Source organism: Streptomyces sp. NPDC004051, from assembly GCF_053604275.1.
This window is the reverse complement of record NZ_JBSGHG010000003.1, coordinates 38,653-56,147: the sequence shown is the minus strand read 5'-3', so window position 1 is coordinate 56,147 and position 17,495 is coordinate 38,653. Positions and strand designations below refer to the sequence as shown.

At 71.0% G+C, this 17,495-nt stretch carries 15 protein-coding genes; 10 read left to right on the top strand and 5 right to left on the bottom strand.

Going from position 1 to position 17,495, the window contains the following annotated elements:
- Nucleotides 1–105 precede the first annotated feature (105 nt).
- Together ACWEQO_RS05540 and ACWEQO_RS05535 are read left to right on the top strand one after the other, a co-directional pair.
- On the top strand, nt 106–1,572 hold the full coding sequence (locus ACWEQO_RS05540; protein ID WP_452979268.1) for a glycosyltransferase family 29 protein: 1,467 nt from the start codon (nt 106–108) through the stop codon (nt 1,570–1,572).
- Nucleotides 1,569–3,902, top strand: coding sequence for a glycosyltransferase (locus ACWEQO_RS05535; protein WP_452979265.1), 2,334 nt, complete (start codon nt 1,569–1,571; stop codon nt 3,900–3,902). Before ACWEQO_RS05540 ends, ACWEQO_RS05535 begins: the two co-directional genes overlap by 4 nt.
- Before the next feature lie 97 nt (nt 3,903–3,999).
- Here the strand turns inward: ACWEQO_RS05535 and ACWEQO_RS05530 are convergent, their stop codons facing one another.
- Both ACWEQO_RS05530 and ACWEQO_RS05525 read right to left on the bottom strand, forming a co-directional pair.
- Entirely contained in the window at nt 4,000–5,337 is a 1,338-nt protein-coding gene (locus ACWEQO_RS05530) for a polysialyltransferase family glycosyltransferase (RefSeq protein WP_452979262.1), read from the bottom strand.
- A complete protein-coding gene (locus ACWEQO_RS05525) occupies nt 5,334–6,314 on the bottom strand; it encodes a glycosyltransferase family 2 protein (RefSeq protein WP_452979259.1) in 981 nt (326 codons plus the stop codon). Before ACWEQO_RS05525 ends, ACWEQO_RS05530 begins: the two co-directional genes overlap by 4 nt.
- A 198-nt stretch (nt 6,315–6,512) precedes the next feature.
- On the opposite strand from ACWEQO_RS05525, the gene ACWEQO_RS05520 reads away from it, so the two are divergent.
- The 6 genes from ACWEQO_RS05520 to ACWEQO_RS05495 all read left to right on the top strand — a co-directional run bounded on the left by ACWEQO_RS05520 (nt 6,513) and on the right by ACWEQO_RS05495 (nt 12,807).
- Complete coding sequence (locus ACWEQO_RS05520; RefSeq protein WP_452979256.1) at nt 6,513–7,880, top strand: DUF6716 putative glycosyltransferase; 1,368 nt, start codon at nt 6,513–6,515, stop codon at nt 7,878–7,880.
- 32 nt (nt 7,881–7,912) lie between these two features.
- Entirely contained in the window at nt 7,913–9,235 is a 1,323-nt protein-coding gene (locus ACWEQO_RS05515) for a cytidylyltransferase domain-containing protein (RefSeq protein ID WP_452979253.1), read from the top strand.
- Nucleotides 9,236–9,256: 21 nt separating this feature from the next.
- Nucleotides 9,257–10,195 (top strand): N-acetylneuraminate synthase family protein, encoded by a 939-nt coding sequence (locus ACWEQO_RS05510; RefSeq protein ID WP_452979725.1) that lies wholly within the window; start codon nt 9,257–9,259, stop codon nt 10,193–10,195.
- A gap of 49 nt (nt 10,196–10,244) precedes the next feature.
- Nucleotides 10,245–11,318 (top strand): hypothetical protein, encoded by a 1,074-nt coding sequence (locus tag ACWEQO_RS05505; protein ID WP_452979250.1) that lies wholly within the window; start codon nt 10,245–10,247, stop codon nt 11,316–11,318.
- A 37-nt stretch (nt 11,319–11,355) separates the two neighbouring features.
- Nucleotides 11,356–11,751: a contact-dependent growth inhibition system immunity protein gene (locus ACWEQO_RS05500; RefSeq protein ID WP_452979248.1), complete on the top strand. Its 396-nt coding sequence runs from the start codon at nt 11,356–11,358 to the stop codon at nt 11,749–11,751.
- Nucleotides 11,752–12,381: 630 nt separating this feature from the next.
- Nucleotides 12,382–12,807 (top strand): hypothetical protein, encoded by a 426-nt coding sequence (locus tag ACWEQO_RS05495; protein ID WP_452979245.1) that lies wholly within the window; start codon nt 12,382–12,384, stop codon nt 12,805–12,807.
- Here ACWEQO_RS05495 and ACWEQO_RS05490 read toward each other — a convergent pair.
- Together ACWEQO_RS05490 and ACWEQO_RS05485 are read right to left on the bottom strand one after the other, a co-directional pair.
- Nucleotides 12,752–13,192, bottom strand: a complete 441-nt coding sequence (locus tag ACWEQO_RS05490; RefSeq protein ID WP_452979242.1) for a GNAT family N-acetyltransferase — start codon at nt 13,190–13,192, stop codon at nt 12,752–12,754. The two genes, ACWEQO_RS05495 and ACWEQO_RS05490, sit on opposite strands and share 56 nt — an antisense overlap.
- 196 nt (nt 13,193–13,388) lie before the next feature.
- Entirely contained in the window at nt 13,389–14,678 is a 1,290-nt protein-coding gene (locus tag ACWEQO_RS05485; protein ID WP_452979239.1) for a helix-turn-helix domain-containing protein, read from the bottom strand.
- 170 nt (nt 14,679–14,848) lie between these two features.
- On the opposite strand from ACWEQO_RS05485, the gene ACWEQO_RS05480 reads away from it, so the two are divergent.
- Entirely contained in the window at nt 14,849–15,934 is a 1,086-nt protein-coding gene (locus ACWEQO_RS05480) for an S-(hydroxymethyl)mycothiol dehydrogenase (RefSeq protein ID WP_452979236.1), read from the top strand.
- Nucleotides 15,931–16,560, top strand: coding sequence for an MBL fold metallo-hydrolase (locus ACWEQO_RS05475; RefSeq protein WP_452979233.1), 630 nt, complete (start codon nt 15,931–15,933; stop codon nt 16,558–16,560). Before ACWEQO_RS05480 ends, ACWEQO_RS05475 begins: the two co-directional genes overlap by 4 nt.
- 187 nt (nt 16,561–16,747) lie before the next feature.
- On the opposite strand, the gene ACWEQO_RS05470 is transcribed toward ACWEQO_RS05475, so the two are convergent.
- Nucleotides 16,748–16,948 (bottom strand): hypothetical protein, encoded by a 201-nt coding sequence (locus ACWEQO_RS05470; RefSeq protein ID WP_452979231.1) that lies wholly within the window; start codon nt 16,946–16,948, stop codon nt 16,748–16,750.
- Nucleotides 16,949–17,495: the final 547 nt, after the last annotated feature.

Here is a 17,495-nt window from a genome sequence, read left to right as displayed (position 1 = left end):
CGTTTTGGATTTCTAGATTCTCCCAACATCTTCCCTACGGGGAAGAAAAGCAGCCAATGCTGTCGCACAGTGCGCGAGCAGCTGGTTCGGCAAAACAGGAGTGCCATGACGACGGTTCAGAAAAGACGGGCACGTGTGAGTGGAGGGGAGCTGGACGACTGCCTGCATGCCTGTGCGGTGCACAGCGGCAAACTCGTGGGCAGTGTGGACCGCCGTAGAATCGAACTTGCCGAGCAGCTGCGCACGTTGCTCGTCGTGGTCACGACCGGTTCCGCCGCCACCGCCGCGCCGGCCGCGCCGAGCGGTGCCGCCGCCCGTCTCAAGCGGGTCGTCAAGGGTGCGTCGACCCCGGCCTCCGGCATCCCGAACAACGTGCTGGACGCCCTGCTCGCCGTCGCCAACAAGGCCCTGGAGTGCGGCTACGACGACGAGCTGGACCTCGCGCTGGTCATCAGCGACACCGTCCTCGCCCAGCGCAGGAACTCCCGCGCCGGCTGGCGACTGCGCGCCCGGCTGATGGAGGCGCTCGGCGACGAGACCGAGGCCGTGCCCGCCTACGAGCGGTACCTGGGCCTCACCGACAGCGACGGGTTCGGCGTCGCCGCGAAGATCGCCGGACTGCGGGTCGCGGGGGAGAAGGACCGGGAGCTGCTGGCCCTGCTGCGGCGCCAGTGCCCGCGCGCCGAGGAGTTCGCCCGCGGCCCCGCCACCGACGTGTGGGCCGAGGGCCTGGCCGCGCACGCCGCGGGGGACTGGTCCGGGGCCGAGCCGCGCATGGTGGGAGCGCTCCTGGCGCTGGCCGCCGAGGGGGCGCCGGTCGCGGACCGGCAGGAACTGCTGGGCCAGTACCTGGAGTTGCGCGCCGCGCGCGGCGACGTCGACCTGCCCGCGCTCACCGAGGTCCTCGCCCTCTACGCCGAGCAGCGCCGCAACCGGATGCGCGGCCCCGTCGCCGACCCCACCATCGGCGGCGTGCAGTGGATCAGCCTGGGCGAGTTCCGCAACCAGGTGGCGGGCAAGTCCGTCTGCCTCATCGCCAACTCGGGCAGGGTCGGCTCCAGTTCCATGGGCGCCGAGATAGACGCCTACGACCTGGTGGTCCGCTTCAACTCGTACCGCATCGACGCCGGGCACACCGGCGGGCGCACCGACATCCACGCCACCATCCACAAGCACGGGTTCAACTGGGACCAGCGGGTCACCACCCGGCTCGTGTTCGGCGGCGTCTCCGGCGACTGGAAGTACTCCCTGCGCAACCGCCTGGTGCCCGGCGCCCAGCAGTTCCTCGGCGACGAGTCGCTGCGCTGGCCCGTGCGCAACATCGGCAGGCTCGGCGCCGACGTCTGGTCGGGCATCCCGACCACCGGCTTCAACATGCTGTTCCTGCTGGACTTCCTGGACGTCAGCCCGACCCTGGACCTGATCGGCTTCGACTTCTACGAGAGCGGCGCCTACCGCGTGCCGGAAGCCATGAAGATGCCGATCACCTCCGTGCACGAGTACACCAGCGAGAAGGAATGGGTCATGCAGCGGGCCCAGCGAGTGACCGACATGAGGATATCCCTGCGATGACCAGCATCCCCGGGGCCGCGACCACGGCCCCCCAGGCACCGGCCCTCTCGTCGGACGCGCTCACCGGCAAGCGCCGCGTCGCCTTCGCCTCCTACGTGGACGAGAACTACCTGCCCGGCTTCCTCGCCCTGCTGCGCAGCCTCGCGCTGTCCAACCCGGGCGTGTGCGAGGACTTCGTCGTGCTCCACGACGACCTGCGCCCCGGCTCGATCGCCCGGATCCGCGCCCTGCACCCCCGGATCGTGCTGCGCCGGGTGAACGCCGAGCACTACGACACGTACAAGAAGGGCGACCAGGACAACTACCTGGTCCGCAAGGCGTACTTCATCCTCGACGTCTTCCGGCTGCGCGAGTACGACACCGTCATCACGCTCGACACCGACATGGTCGTCCTCGGCGACCTCGGTGAACTGCTGCGGCTGCGCGAGGGCCTGGCGGCCGTCCCGCAGTTCTTCTACGGGCAGCACAAGCTGAACTCCGGGCTGCTGGTCATCCAGCGCGAGTACCTCAGCGACGCGTTCTGCGCCGAGCTCGACGCCACCGGACGCAGCGGCGACTACGAGCTCGACAAGCACGACCAGGGCATCCTCAACGCCGTGCTGGACGGCGACTTCGTCCGCCTCGACGCCCGCTACAACTTCGTCAAGCGACGGCTCTCCGGCGACCTGCCGGTCCCCGAGGACACCGCGATCCTGCACTTCACCGGCCGCCACAAGCCCTGGCAGGGCGGCGAGGCCGGATACGGCCGGGCGGAGGAGCGCTGGCGCGAGTTCGAGCTGTCCGACGCCGACTTCCAGGCCGCCTACCTGGCGCTGTCCGGCACCCTCCACCACGACCTGCTGGTGCACCTCGGCACCCCGCACGTCGCGCGCACCGGTGACGTGGAGAGCGCCCGCAGGGTGGCCGCCGCGCACATCGCGGCCGGCGACTACCAGGACGCCGTCGACATCCTGAGCAGTGTGCACCTCCCGCTCGACGAGGCCTGGGCGCACGAGGTGTTCGGCCACGCCCTGATGAGCGTCTCCCGCCACGAGGAGGCCAGGGCCCAGCTGCTGCTGGCCGCCGCCGCCCCCAACCGGGCCGCCACCGCCTACGCCCGGCTCGCCCAGATGGCCTGGGTGCACGGTGACGACGCCGAGGCGCTGCGGCACGCCACCGCCGGAATCTCCGTCGACCCCACCCACCGTTCGAGCCGGCTGTGGGCCCAGCGCGCCGCCTCCGTGCCCGGGCAGGAGCTGGGCGGCGCCGAGGACCAGCTCGCGCACGTCGCCTTCTACATGGACCGCCAGGGCAACGCCGGTGACAAGCTGCTGCCGGAGACGGTCCGGCTGGGCTTCGGCCCGGACACCACCTCCCGCCGCTGGCACTCCGTGCACGCCCACCGGCTGTTCGACCGAGCCGCCCTGGAACGGGTCAACACCCGGCGCGGCCTGGTCATCGGCGGCGGCGGACTGTTCATCCCGGACACCATGCCCAACGGCAACAGCGCCTGGCAGTGGAACGTGCCCGACGAGCACCTGCGCGGCATCGACGTGCCGATCATGGTGTACGCGGTCGGCTTCAACGCCTTCGACGGGCAGTCGTACCGGGCCGGGCGGTTCCGCGAGAGCCTGCGCCTGCTGGTGGAGAAGTCCGCGTTCTTCGGCCTGCGCAACCACGGCTCCATCGCCAAGGTACGGGCCATGCTCCCGGACCACCTGCACGACAGGGTCCGCTTCCAGCCCTGCCCCACCACGGTCAGCCGCCAGCTGGTGCCCGGCTGGACCGACCCGGCCGGGCGCGAGGACACCGTCCTGCTGAACGCCGCCTACGACCGGGCCGGTCTGCGCTTCGGACACGACTACGGGCACTTCCTCGCGGAGATCGCCAAGGCCGTGCGCGGCATCGGCGCGCACACCGAGGTGCGGTGCGTGGCGCACTCGCTGGACGACGAGCGGATCGCCTTCGACCTGCGCCGCGAGCACGGCATCTCGCTGCCGGTGATCCCGATGTACGACTTCGACAACGACGCCATCCGGGACCTGTACGCGAGGACCCGGCTGGTCATCGGCATGCGCGGGCACGCCGGGATGATCCCCTTCGGGGTGGGCACGCCGATCATCAGCCTGATCTCGCACCCGAAGATGGCGTACTTCCTGGCCGACATCGAGCGCCCCGAGTGGGGTGTCTCCGTGCACGACCGGAACCTGGGCGCGGTGCTCACCGAACGGGCGATCGGCATCCTGGACGCCCACGCGGCGACCGTGGCCGACGTCCACGAGCGTCAGCGGACGCTGTGGAAGGTCACCGAGGAGAACGCGGCCGACCTGCGGGTGATCCTCGGCGCGTGAGACGGGGGGAGCCCCCGCGGCCGGTCCCAGACGCTCCGGGACGGGCCGCGGGGGCTCACACGTGCGTGTGCGCGGGCCTGCTCATGCGCAGGCGCGCTCAGCGGCGGGCCATCGCCCGGCGCAGTCTGCGCGCCCTGCGCACGACCTTGCGGGCCGTGGCGTTGCGCGACAGGAAACCCAGCCGGCGCGGCACCCCGCCGGGCAGCCCGAGGGAGGTCAGCCGCTTCTTCTTGAAGTACCGCCGGGTGCCGCCGTCCAGCCGCGTCGACAGGTACCGCTCCGCCTCGGGACGCAGCCCCGGCAGGATCCTCGGCTGCATGGTGAAGCCGACGGCGCGGACCAGGTCGCCGAGCGCGTCGGCGTCCATGGCCCCGCGCCGCTCGGCGACCGCCGCCGGGTCCGTCGGCGCCGGCAGCAGCGCGTCCACGACGGTGACCGGGATCCGGTTGCTGTTCTGGTAGGGCGTCAGCCGGTCCAGCAGGGTGTCCGTGCCGACCCGGGCGACCGGCAGGCCGTACAGGGCGGACGCGGTCAGCAGGGCCGTGGAGAAGCAGCCGACGACCAGGGCCGGGCACATCCGCTGGTACAGCACCTCGGCCAGGACCGGGGTGTCCACCACCGTGAGGTCGACGCCGAGCCGCTCGGCCTCCTCCTCCAGGGTGCGGGTGAAGCGCGCCGGGGCCGTGGGGTGCGGCTTGAACACCACCCGGCGGTGACCGAGGCGCACCGCGCCCTCCAGCATCCGCACATGCAGGTTCTCCTCCTCCTCGGCGGAGAGGATGTCCAGCGCGGAGAGGTACTGGCCCAGCAGCAGCGCGGGCTCCGCCACATCGGGCAACTCGGCGCCGGTGTCGACCAGTTCGGCCAGCACTTTGGTGAACGCCGAGGTCGCCACCACCTCCGGCGCCACCCCGAACTCGGTGAGCAGCAGCGGCTCGAGCCCCGGCACCAGGTCGAGGTGGAGCAGCCGCTCCACCCGGGTGCCGACCAGCGGGTCGATCTTGTTGCGGGTGGGGCCGTAACTCATCAGACCGTCCGCGTAGACGGTGACGGGCGCGTCGGTGAAGATCTGCGCCACCCCGAGCGCCGGGTTGACCTGGATGGACTCCACGGCGAGCGCCACGTCGTCGTCGCCGATCCCCCAGGCGAGGCGCAGATACCGCTCCCACATCGGCACGTCGTCCAGGCGCGGTTCCCAGCCGCCGGGGTGGAACGGGAAGATCGCCTCGTTCCACGAGCGCACGTCGTCGAACCGGGACCGCAGGTGCTCGAACCCGGGCATCTCGTCCACGGCGGGCGTCGTCTCGGGCGTCGTCGCGTTGTTGGAGACCAGCAGGATCCGCCGGCCGGCCGGGGCGAAGCAGCCCGAGTCCAGGGCGGCGGCGAGGGTGGCCGCCCCGTAGAGGGTCGACGCCATGAAGATCTGAGTGGTCACGCGGCGACCTCCGAGGCCGGCACCGGACGGCGGCGCAGCCGGCGCAGCCGGCCGGCGCGCTCGGTGTCCATCGAGTCGAGCGCCTCGTCGAGCACGTCCTGCGGCATGCGCCGCAGCGCGGCGGTGCCCATGTCCTTCAGTTTCCGGGCCACGGGCGGCTCGAACCTCTCGATGGATCCCAGGTGGTGGGAGATGATGGCGCAGTAGGTGCGCACGGCCTTCGGCAGCAGGGTCGCCGCATCCGCGTCCCGCGCCGTCTCCTCGATCACCTGGTCGAACGCGCGGATGAAGTCGAGCTGCCGGGCGTCGCCGATCTGGGTCAGCGACGAGGAGACACCGCGCCGGTAGAACACCCCGAGCAGGCCGGTCACCGCGAAGGACTCCGCCTCCCGGTGCAGCTTCCAGATCCAGGGCCGGTCCTCGGCGGTGCGCAGCCCGTCGGTGAAGTGCAGCAGGCCCCGTTCGACGAGCCTGCGGTGGTAGACGCCCGCCCAGGCGTAGGCGTAGTCGACGGAGGTGGTCCGGTGGGCGGGCAGGATCGCGTCGCGCGGGTCGAGCGGCACGTTGCGCCGGCCGTGCGGGACGCGGTGCACGGTACGGGCCCGCGCCGTGCACTGCACGTGGTCGGTGCGGACGAAGTCGCAGTCCAGTTCCTCGATCACGGAGACCAGCCGGGCGCAGTGGCCGGGCGCCAGCCAGTCGTCACCGTCCAGGAAGGTGAGGTACTCGCCGCGGGCCCGGTCGATGCCGGTGTTGCGGGCGGTCGCGAGACCGCCGTTCTGTTCGTGTCTCACCAGCACCGCCCCCGGCAGCTCGCGCTCCGCGCGCGCCAGGAGATCCGCGGTTCCGTCGGTCGAATAGTCGTCGACGAGAATGAATTCGAAGTCGTCCCGCGCGTTGGCGCGCAGACTTCGCAGGGCATCGGGGACGTATGGGCGCACGTTGTAGAACGGCACGATGACGGAGAGCTTGGGCACGTCGGTGACGTTAGGCGGCGGCCCGTCATTCGTCTTTACCCGAACCTTGATGCGTGGTGAACGACGCGTGTCGAAGCAGTGAAGCGGACAATTTCCCGGGCGCGGGGCGGGCCGATTCGTCATTCGGCGATCTTCTGTTAACCATTTGTTGGATTTCGGTTGGGCCGCTGCTGGAAATTGCTTCCTAGCGTCTTCGTCGTGCCAGTAAGTGCAACGAAGACCCTGCGAGTCGCCGTCCTCGCGGATTCCGACACCCGGTGGAAATGGGGCGCGCTCACCGCGAACCGCATCGCCCCGGAGCATTCGGACATCCGGCTGGACGGTTATCTCCTGCGGGGCCGTGCGACTCCCACCGCCCGTCAGCTCGAAGAGGTCGGCGTCCGGGCGGACGCCCTCCACGAGGTGACCGCGGTCCAGTTCCTGCACGCCGTGCGGGAGGAGCCGTACGACGTCCTGGTCCTCGCCCTGGTGGGCGGCGGCGTCCAGGCGATGCTGCACGGACTCGGACGGGTCTGGCAGGACGGCCCGGCCGGCCGGCCGGAGCGGCCCGTGGTGGTCACCGGATACGTGGGCGTCGTCTACGAGAAGCTCGCCGACGGCCTGCTGCTGCGCCACGGCGCCGACCTCGTCCTCGCCAACTCCCGCCAGGACGCGGACCGTTTCCGCGCCGTGTACGAAGGAGTGGGCGCCGACGCCGGCTCGGTGACCGAGGTCGCGCTGCCCTTCCTCGGCGGCGCCGCCCACACCGGCGAGCACGACCCGTCCGCGCAGCAGGGGCGCAGGCCCTACACGGTGGTCTTCGCCGCCCAGCCCTCCGTCCCGGAGAGCCGCAAGGACCGCGCCTACCTGCTGGACCGGCTGATCGAGCACGCCCGCCGGCACCCCGAGCGCGAGGTGCTGCTCAAGCTGCGCTCCAAGCCCGGCGAGCACACCACGCACATCGAGGAACTGCCGTACCAGAAGCTGGTCCAGCGGTGCGACCCGCCGGCCAACTTCCGCCTGGTGTACGGGCACATGGGCGAGGTGCTGGACCGCACCGACCTGCTGGTCACGATCAGCTCCACGGCCGCCCTGGAGTCCCTGCACCGGCGCATCCCGACCGTCGTCCTCACCGACCTCGGGGTGCGCGAGGCGCTCGGCAACCACCACTTCGTCGGCTCCGGCTGCCTCGCCTCCTGGGACCAGCTCGACGCCGGACACCGGCCGGTGCCGGACGAGGAGTGGGTGTCCCGGCAGGGCGTCGCCGCTGGGGGCACCCCCTCTGGGGGAGGCTCGTACGCCACCGCCTTCGACGCCGCCCGCGCCCGCGTCGCCGAACTGCTCGACCGCCCCGGCGGCCTGCCGCCGCTGGCCCCGTACTACACGCCCGTCACCGCGCCCGGCTACCTGCCCGGCCTGCTCGCCCGCCACCACCTCGGCCCGGACGGCACCCCGCTGCCCGGCGCCCCCGCCGCCGACAAGGAGCCCGGACCGGTCCGGCAGATCGTGCGCCGCGCGGCGCGCGGCGCCTACCGGCACGGCGTCCAGCGGGTGGCCCCGGTGATCCGCCGGATGGGCGAACTGTGACCGCCTCCCTTCCTGCTCGAGGAGCTGATCCCATGACCGAACCGCAAGTGGACCGGGGCGGTGCGCCGGTGAGACGAGTACTCGCCGTGATCCCCGCACGCGGCGGCTCCAAGGGCGTGCCCGCGAAGAACCTCGCACCGGTCGGCGGCGTGCCCCTGGTGGTCCGCGCCGTCCGCGAGTGCCGGGCCGCGCGCCACGTCACGGACGTCGTCGTCTCCACCGACGACCAGGCCATCGCCGCCGCCGCCCGGCAGGCCGGCGCCGAGATCGTGCTGCGCCCCGCCGCCATCGCGGGCGACCTCGCCACCTCCGAGGCCGCCGTCCTGCACGCCATGGACGCCCACGAGGCCCTGCACGGCGCACCGGTGGACGTCGTCCTGCTCGTCCAGTGCACCAGCCCCTTCCTGGTCCGCGAGGACATCGACGGGGTGGCCCGCGCGGTCGCCGAGCAGGGCGCCGACACGGCGGTGACCGTGGCCCCCTTCCACGGCTTCGTCTGGCGGGACGCGACGGACGCGACGGACGTGACGGACGCGACGGACGCGACGCCGGACACCGGCGCCGACCCGGCGACGGGCGGCTTCGGCGTCAACCACGACAAGTCGTTCCGCCCCCGCCGCCAGGACCGCCCCCAGGACCTCCTGGAGACCGGCGCCGCCTACGCGATGGACGCGGCCGGCTTCCGCGGGCACCGGCACCGCTTCTTCGGCCGGACCGAACTCGTCCGCACCGACCCCGCGCGGGTCCTGGAGATCGACGACCCGCACGACCTCGCCCGCGCCCGCGCCCTCGCCCCGCTCTTCGACGCGGAACTCCCCCAAGCTCTCGACTCCGCTCGAGCAGGGGGGACCCCCATCGGCGCTCTACCGACCGCGGAAGACATCGACGCGGTCGTCCTCGACTTCGACGGCACCCAGACCGACGACAGGGTGCTGATCGACGCCGACGGACAGGAGTTCGTCGCCGTGCACCGCGGCGACGGACTCGGCATCGCGGCCCTGCGCAGGTCGGGCCTGAAGATGCTGATCCTGTCCACGGAACAGAACCCGGTCGTCGCCGCCCGCGCACGCAAGCTCAGGCTCCCCGTGCTGCACGGCGTCGACCGCAAGGACCTCGCACTGAAGCAGTGGTGCGAGGAACAGGGCATCGCGCCCGAGCGCGTGCTCTACGTCGGCAACGACGTCAATGACCTCCCGTGCTTCGCCCTCGTGGGCTGGCCCGTGGCGGTCGCGAGCGCCCACGACGTCGTGCGCGGCGCCGCACGCGCGGTCACCACCCTCCCCGGTGGCGACGGCGCCGTCCGGGAGATCGCCGGCTGGATCCTCGGACCCTCTCTCGATTCCCTCCCCACGTAAGGAAACACCGTCATGAGCACCGTGAACCCCAGCTCCCGCATCCGCCGCTTCGGTACCCGCGAGGCCGGCCCCGGCCGCCCCGTGTACGTCACCGGTGAGATCGGCATCAACCACAACGGCGACATCGAGAACGCGTTCAAGCTGATCGACGCCGCCGCCGAAGCCGGCTGCGACGCCGTCAAGTTCCAGAAGCGCACGCCCGAGATCTGCACCCCGCGCGACCAGTGGGACATCGAGCGCGACACCCCCTGGGGCCGGATGACGTACATCGACTACCGCCACCGCGTGGAGTTCGGCGAGGAGGAGTACGGCCAGATCGACGCCTACTGCAGGAAGAAGGGCATCGACTGGTTCGCCTCCCCGTGGGACACCGAGGCCGTCGCCTTCCTGGAGAAGTTCGACGTCCCGGCCCACAAGGTCGCCTCGGCCTCCCTCACCGACGACGAGCTGCTGCGCGCCCTGCGCGCCACCGGCCGCACGATCATCCTCTCCACCGGCATGTCCACCCCGAAGCAGATCCGCCACGCGGTCGAGGTGCTGGGCAGCGAGAACATCCTGCTCTGCCACGCCACCTCCACCTACCCGGCGAAGGCCGAGGAGCTGAACCTGCGGATGCTCGACACCCTCCAGCAGGAGTTCCCGAACGTCCCGATCGGCTACTCCGGCCACGAGACCGGCCTGCAGACCACCCTGGCCGCGGTCGCCCTCGGCGCCACCTTCGTCGAGCGCCACATCACCCTGGACCGCGCCATGTGGGGCTCCGACCAGGCCGCGTCCGTCGAGCCGCAGGGCCTGAGCCGCCTCGTCCGCGACATCCGCACCATCGAGGCCTCCCTCGGCGACGGCGTCAAGAAGGTCTACGAGTCCGAGCTGGGCCCGATGAAGAAGCTCCGCCGGGTCCCCGGCGTCGTCGCCGAGGCGGAGATCGCCGCGGCCGCCGGCGAGCCGCTGACCGTCTGACCTTCCCCCCACCCACCATCCCCTTGACGACGGGAACGGTCGTACGTCGATGAGCCCCCGCGCCGGGAACGCCGGCTCCCACACTCTCGCCTTCGTCGAGAGCCCGGTACAACTGCTGAACGTGCTGGAGTGGGCGCACGCGCATGCGCCCGGCGCGGGGCTCACCCTCGTGGTGCTGTCCCCCGTCGACCCCATGACCCGCGGCCAGTTGCGCCGCATGTCCGAACTGGCCCGCGAGGAGGGCCACCAGGTCCGCTGGGAGGAGGCGCGCGGCGGAGCCGGCGCACCCTTCCGGACCATCGCCGGCCTGGCCGGCCCGCTGCGCCGGGCCGACCGCGTCCTCCTCGGGGACCCCTTCTCCCGGTACGTACAGCTCCTGCTGACGATCACCCGGGCCCGCGACCTCGTCGTCGTCGACGACGGCACGGCGACCATGGAGTTCGTCGGCCAACTCGCGCGCGGCGAACGCCTGGTGCGCTGGCACCGCAAGGGCGGCCGGCGCGGCCCCCGGGACCTGCTCCTGGCCCCGGTGTCCGGCGTCGCCCGGCGCAGGCTCACCCCGGGCAGCCGGCGCCGGGTGGAGGTCTTCTCCTCGATGCCGGTGGCGGACATCCCGCCCGGAGTCACCGTCAGCGCCAACGCCTTCGCCTGGACCCGGGCCCGGTTCGGCCCGCCCCGCATCACCCGGACCGCCGACATGGTGGGCACCTCCCTGGTGGAGACCGGCGTGGTGGACGCCGACGCCTACCTGGAGGCCGTCCGCTCCCTCGCCAAGGCCCACGGCGCGACCCGCTACTTCGCCCACCGCCGCGAAAGCACCGAGAAACTCCACCGGCTCGCGGTCGAGACGGGCCTGGAGATCGTCCGCCCCGAACTCCCCCTGGAGCTGATCGCCCGCCGGGGCCCCATCGGCGGCACCGTCCTCAGCTTCCCGTCGACCGTCGTCCACACCCTCCCCCTGGCCCTGTCCGGCACGGAGGTGCGCATCGCGGTCTGCGACATCAACCCCGCCTGGCTCACCGAGAACGCCTCCCCCCGCGCCCAGGGCTTCCTCTCCGGCGTCACCGGCACCGCCCGCGACATCCACCGCCTGTCGGCGGTCTCGGCGGCGCCGGCGGTCTGAGGCCCGTTCGACACCTGCACCGTGGGACGATCGGCCGGTGACTCGATTCGTAGCGCGTGATCGCTCCCTTGAGGAGCTCGAGCGCGACCGCCGGCCGGCCCCACCGGCTGGCGCGAGCCGTCTTGTCGTGACGGCGCACGCGCTTCGACGGAGACCGATCGGCGAGTTGACCGTCGAGGACATGCGTCTGTTGATCGGACAGAATGTCGGCCTTGCTCATCTCCTGCCGCTTGCCCTGGAGGTGTTGAGGGACGACCCGATGGCGGAGGGCGACATGTACGAGGGTGATCTGCTGTCCGCCGTACTGACCAGGAAGCCGGCGGTCTGGAGCGATTTGCCCGAGGCCAGACGGGAACTCGGTGTGATCGTGTCGGGATTGACCGACCTGTCGCCGCCTCTGGTGCGGGAGGTCGAGAGGTTCCTGGCTCCCTGATGCCCCGTTCCGGCTGTTCCGCCGGAGGCAGCCCTCGTGCTGCCCCGCCTGGCTCACCGAGAACGCCTCACCCCGGCCCAGGGCTTCCTCCCAGTGCCTGTGTCTGAACCTCCCTTTGGATCTTTGGACGGGTCTGGGCCGGCGGCGTGTCCGGGGTCAACGGGCCTGGTCTCGGTCGGCGTTGTCCTGGGTGCGGTTCGTGGCTGAGGCCGGGTGCCGTGCTGCGGGCGGTGTACTGCTCGGGGGCGTGTCGTTGCAGGCAGGGGCGCCGGATGCGGCGGTTGAGGCTGTGGGTGGCGGCACTTGAACGGGGCGAGGGCCGCAGGGCCTGTCCGGAGTGCGGGGCTGTCTGGGCGGCCGGGGTGGATCACCGCGGCAACGCGGTTCACTGCTCGCCGCGTTGCCGGAAGGAGGCCTGGGGTCGCCGCAGGGTGGCGTTCGTCCAAGCGTCGGCCTGACGCTTGAGCGAACAGTTCACGAACCGAGGCAACGGTCGGAACGTTCAGTTCTTCCCATCTCCGGCCATGGTCGGCGAACGATCTGCCGGTACGAGGAATCTGACGGAAAGGCCGGAACTTTTCGCCAGCGGGCCGGTCCGCCGGGCCCCGACCGCAAGGGATGGTGGCCACCGTGCCCACCGCCACGATCGGTCATGTCACCCGCGAGCGCTACGAGCAGATCACCGCCTCCGACCGGGAACCGGTCGGACAGACGCAGCGCATCCAGCTCGCCATCGGGGACCATGCGCTGGAGATCGAGCCCGTGCAGCAGATCGGCGGAGCCCACCCGGCCCCCGGAGAGGACCTGTTCGACGTCGACGCCTCGTTACGGATCTGTGCCGATGACCTGGGGCTGACGCTGAGCACGGTCCGCAGCTACCGGTTCGCCGCCCACCGATGGCCCGCCGGGCAGCCCGTCCGGCCGAAGAGCGAAACGTCGCCCCGTACTGCTTGGCGCAGGCGGCCTGATCCCCCTCGGCTGCCGAAATGGCTGGCGTTCCTCACCGTTCTCGGCTCCCGTCCATCGAGCGGTACATGCCGATCGAGTGGTGCGTAGCGGTGTCGGCGAAGCCGAACTTCTCGTACAGGAAGCGCGCAGGGCCGTCCGCGATCAGTGAGACGTAGGCGGTAGCGGGCGCCCGGCGTTCCAGCTCTTCGGTGAGTGCGGCCATGATGCGCTTACCGAGTCCTTGCCCCTGGTGTGCGGGGTGCACGCATATGTCCACGACCTGAAACGCAGTGCCGCCGTCACCGATGATCCGCCCCATGCCGATGGGCTCACTGTCGTGATGGAGGACTACGCCGTACCACGTGTTGGGCAAGGCGAGCGCGACCGCCTCGGGGGCTTTGTCGGAGAGCCCTGCGTCGGTGCGCAGGCGGCGGAAGGTTTCGACGGAAGGTACACCCACGCACAGACTGTAAGGACCGCTAACCCATTTCATGTATTACATGCTAGGGCATGCGTCATGCCGATTGCCACCTTGGTCCAGACAAGCCGTGGGGTGGCCGACGCAGGAAGCACTCAGTCACGTGCCTCACGGCATGGCTGAACCAGAAACAGGCCCTCAAGCGTCATCGGCGCAGCCCGCGACGTCCAACGCCTGTCGGCGGTGGTGCCGGCGTGAACGGTGGTGACGGTCACGGCTCCACTCGGCCCCCGGCCGCCGGCCCCTGCTCGTGCCCGTTCAGGGCCAGCGCCGCGGCTTCACCCCGTGAGCTGACCTCGAGTTTCCTCAGCACTCCGGTGACGTGGAACTTGACGGTGCTCTCGGTGATTCCGAGTGCGTCGGCGATGGCCTTGTTCCGCCTGCCCTGCGCGAGAAGGTGCAGAACCTCCTGTTCCCGCGCGTTGAGGCTCGACAGCCTGGTCTCCCCGGTCCGGACGGCCGGCGGGTCGAAGGGAAGGGCGATGCCGGCCCGGCTTCCCCAGCCCGGCACGGCGTCGAGGCTGACCGTGGCGCCGAGCGTGCGGGCGCGGCCTTCGAGCTGGTGTGACAGGGCGCGCACGTCCACGCTCCCGGACTCCTGTTCCCGCACGTCGATCCGCAGTGACGTGTCGTCACAGGTCCAGGCGACGCGCAGGCGCGACGGACCCGGTTGCGCGGTGAGGGCCAGCACCGCGGTCCGGGTCATCGCGCGGGCGGCGTAGGCGACTTCTCCGGGCAACGGCCGCGCCGCCTTGGCCGGCGGCACGAACTCGACGTGCGCTTCGTGATGCTTGAGCAGGTGCCGGATGTCCCTGCGCAGCTTCGTGAACGCGGCCGAAGCCGGTTCCTCGCTCAGGGCCAGATCGGACTTCTGGGCGGAGCGCAACGCCACCAGTGCGACGGAGGCGGACTCGGTCGCGGCCACGCGGGCACGGCGATCGTCGAGGGCGGTGGCGCGCAGCGTGTTCAGGATGGCCACCAGCGCACTCTCGTGCGCCGTCGCCATCTCGGTGATGGTGCGGGCCCGCTCACTGGAGGCCGCGCGTGACTCGGCGAGGTAGTCCGGGCTCGCCTGCGCGACCTGCTGGCTGATCGAGGTCGCGACGATCCCGAAGAGGGCCGACAGGGCGGCGGGCTGCGGGAGCTGCTTCCGGGAGCCGCGCGGCACGAGGACGAGCAGCGTGCCGACCGGGTCGCGGACGGCCCAGACGGCGCGGGCGGCCCCGCCGATCGCCGCCGTGGTGCTGAGCGGCCGGCCGGGCTCGACGAGGGCCTTCAGCTGCTCGAGTTCGTCGATCGTGACCTTGTTGACCATTTCGGTCGCACCGGCGACCTTCCGCGGCCGGCCGGTGCACTCCTTGGTGAAGACGACGAGCGCGGTGTGCGGCCACCGGTCCGACAGGAAGCGGGAGAACCGGCGTGCGATCTCGTGCAGCGGACCTTCGATGACCTCTCGCAGTGCGAGAACATCCGCCTCCGGCGGTGCCTTCGTGTCGAACATTCCATGCACCCTAGCCGGTCCGGCCGCAGTCCGAAGGTCGAGGTTCTCCTGGTCCTTCGTGCAGGTGGCCCGTCCTTGGTCCGGGGCTAACGTCGGGGTCGTAGAGGGCATGCGCCGGCGCGCATGCGTTTCGACCTACTGACAACCGACTGACAGAGGAACCAGCTCAGATGCCACAGCAGGTCCGCGGTGTGATCGCCCGCTCCAAGGGAGCTCCGGTCGAGCTCACCGACATCGTGATTCCCGATCCGGGACCGGGTGAGGTCGTCGTCGCGGTCGCCGCGTGCGGCGTGTGCCACACCGATCTGACCTACCGAGAAGGCGGTATCAACGACGACTTCCCGTTCCTCCTCGGACACGAGGCCGCCGGCACCGTGGAGAGCGTCGGCGAAGGCGTCGACTCGGTGCGGCCCGGCGACTTCGTCGTCCTGAACTGGCGTGCCGTGTGCGGCCGGTGCCGGGCCTGCAGGCGCGGGCGTTCCCAGTACTGCTTCGACACGTTCAACGCGAGCCAGAAGATGACCCTGACCGACGGGACGGAGCTCACCCCGGCGCTCGGCATCGGCGCTTTCGCGGAGAAGACCCTGGTCCACGCCGGACAGTGCACCAAGGTGGATCCGTCCGTGGACCCCGCCGTCGCGGGTCTGCTCGGCTGCGGTGTCATGGCCGGCCTGGGCGCCGCCGTCAACACCGGCGGGGTGGGCCGCGGGGACTCGGTGGCCGTCATCGGCTGCGGCGGCGTGGGCGACGCGGCCGTCGTCGGGGCTCGGCTGGCGGGCGCATCGAAGATCATCGCAGTGGACCGGGACGAGAAGAAGCTGGCCTGGGCGGCCGACCTGGGCGCCACCCACACGGTCAAGGCCGGCGAGACCGACGTCGTCGCCGCGATCGCCGAACTGACGGGCGGCTTCGGCGCCGATGTCGTCATCGACGCGGTCGGCCGACCCGAGACGTGGAAGCAGGCGTTCTACGCACGCGACCTCGCCGGCACCGTCGTGTTGGTGGGCGTGCCCACGCCGGAGATGAAGCTCGAACTGCCGCTCCTCGACGTGTTCGGCCGCGGCGGCTCCCTGAAGTCGTCCTGGTACGGCGACTGCCTGCCGGAGCGCGACTTCCCGATGCTCGTCGACCTGCACCTGCAGGGCAGGCTGCCGCTGGAGAAGTTCGTCTCCGAGCGCATCGCGCTCGACGAGGTCGAGAAGGCATTCCACACCATGCACGCCGGTGAGGTGCTGCGTTCGGTGGTGATCCTGTGAGCGGCCTGCGTGTCGAGCGCGTGGTCACCTCCGGCGTTTTCGCCCTCGACGGCGGCACGTGGGACGTCGACAACAACGTCTGGCTCGTCGGCGACGACGACGAGGTCGTGATCGTCGACGCGGCGCACGACGAGCAAGCGATCATCAAGGCGGTGGGAGACCGGAACGTGCTGGCCGTCGTGTGCACGCACGCTCACAACGACCACGTCACCGTCGCACCGCACCTGTCCCGTGAGCTCGAGGCGCCGGTCCTGCTGCACCCCGGCGACCGGGAGTTGTGGGAGATGACCCACCCCGGCCAGGCCTTCGAGCAAGCGAGCGACGGGCAGCGCCTCGACGTGGCGGGCACGGCACTCGAGGTGATCCACACCCCGGGGCACTCTCCCGGGTCCGTCTGCCTGCACCTGCCCGAAGCCAAGGTGCTGTTCACCGGGGACACGCTGTTCTCGGGCGGCCCCGGAGCCACGGGCCGTTCGTTCTCCGACTTCCCCACCATCATCGGGTCCATCCGCGACCGGCTGTTCACGCTGCCGGAAGAGACCCGTGTCCACACCGGACACGGCGACGGCACCACGATCGGCGCCGAGGCGCCGTACCTGGCCGAATGGATCGCCCGCGGCCACTGAGCCGACCCCGAGCCGGCGAACGACCGGCGACAGCGCCTTCGTCGTGATCATGTGAGCCCTGGGCGGAGCGCATGATCACGACGAAGGCCGCCTCAGTGTCCGGAAAATGTTCGGGCGAGCGATCCGATTCGAGATGCCGATCGACGTCGGAAGCCAAAAGAGCGAGCTGAGCAGCCTTGTGGAGCCTTCAGGGGGACTGGCGCTGCGAGCGCCGGGCCGAGAGGAGAGTGATACCGAGGACTCCGCCTGCTCCACTGCCGAACACCAGGCCCATCGCCATGTTGTCGAAGACAGCCAGCCCGAGCACGAGCCCGACTGCGATGCCGATCGGCATGCCTACAACAAGCCCTGTGCTGTTGGACGGTACTTTGGCACCCTCGTTTTTCATCACACGATCATGTGCCGAACGAGTTCCCGGAAGCCAGCCCTCATACGGCCAACCTTCGAGGCCGGCCAGACCTTGGAGACCAAGCTCAAAAAAAGGGGGGCGGACGAGGGAAGTGCTTGGTCTACCAGCGGGCGAGGATCGCTTCCGGGATGCTGAAGAGTCCACCGCAGCGAACGCAGTGGGCGTGGCCGAACAGGTAGGAGAGTGTGCCCGCGACCTCGGGATGCCCGTCGGAGAGGGCGCGTGCGCGGAGCCTGGGCAGCGGCCCGTCAGCGGTGGCTGGGTCCTGAGACCGTTTCCGTCGGCCGGGGCCTTTTCCGACTGTCACCCCGGGCCTGCCCCCGTTGACCCGCTGGAAGGCGTTCCCGGTCTGCGGGCTAGGGGGGCGCGCGGGGGCGCTTCTCGTCGTCGGTCGGCTCCCGCAGGGTCTGGGCGGTGAGTTCCAGGCCCGCCTCGGTCAGGTGGGCGATGACCGAGGCGGGGGGTTCGAGCTGCTGCCTGGTTGGTTCACTCTGGTGAGTGATGGTGCATTCGGGTGAGTGTCATT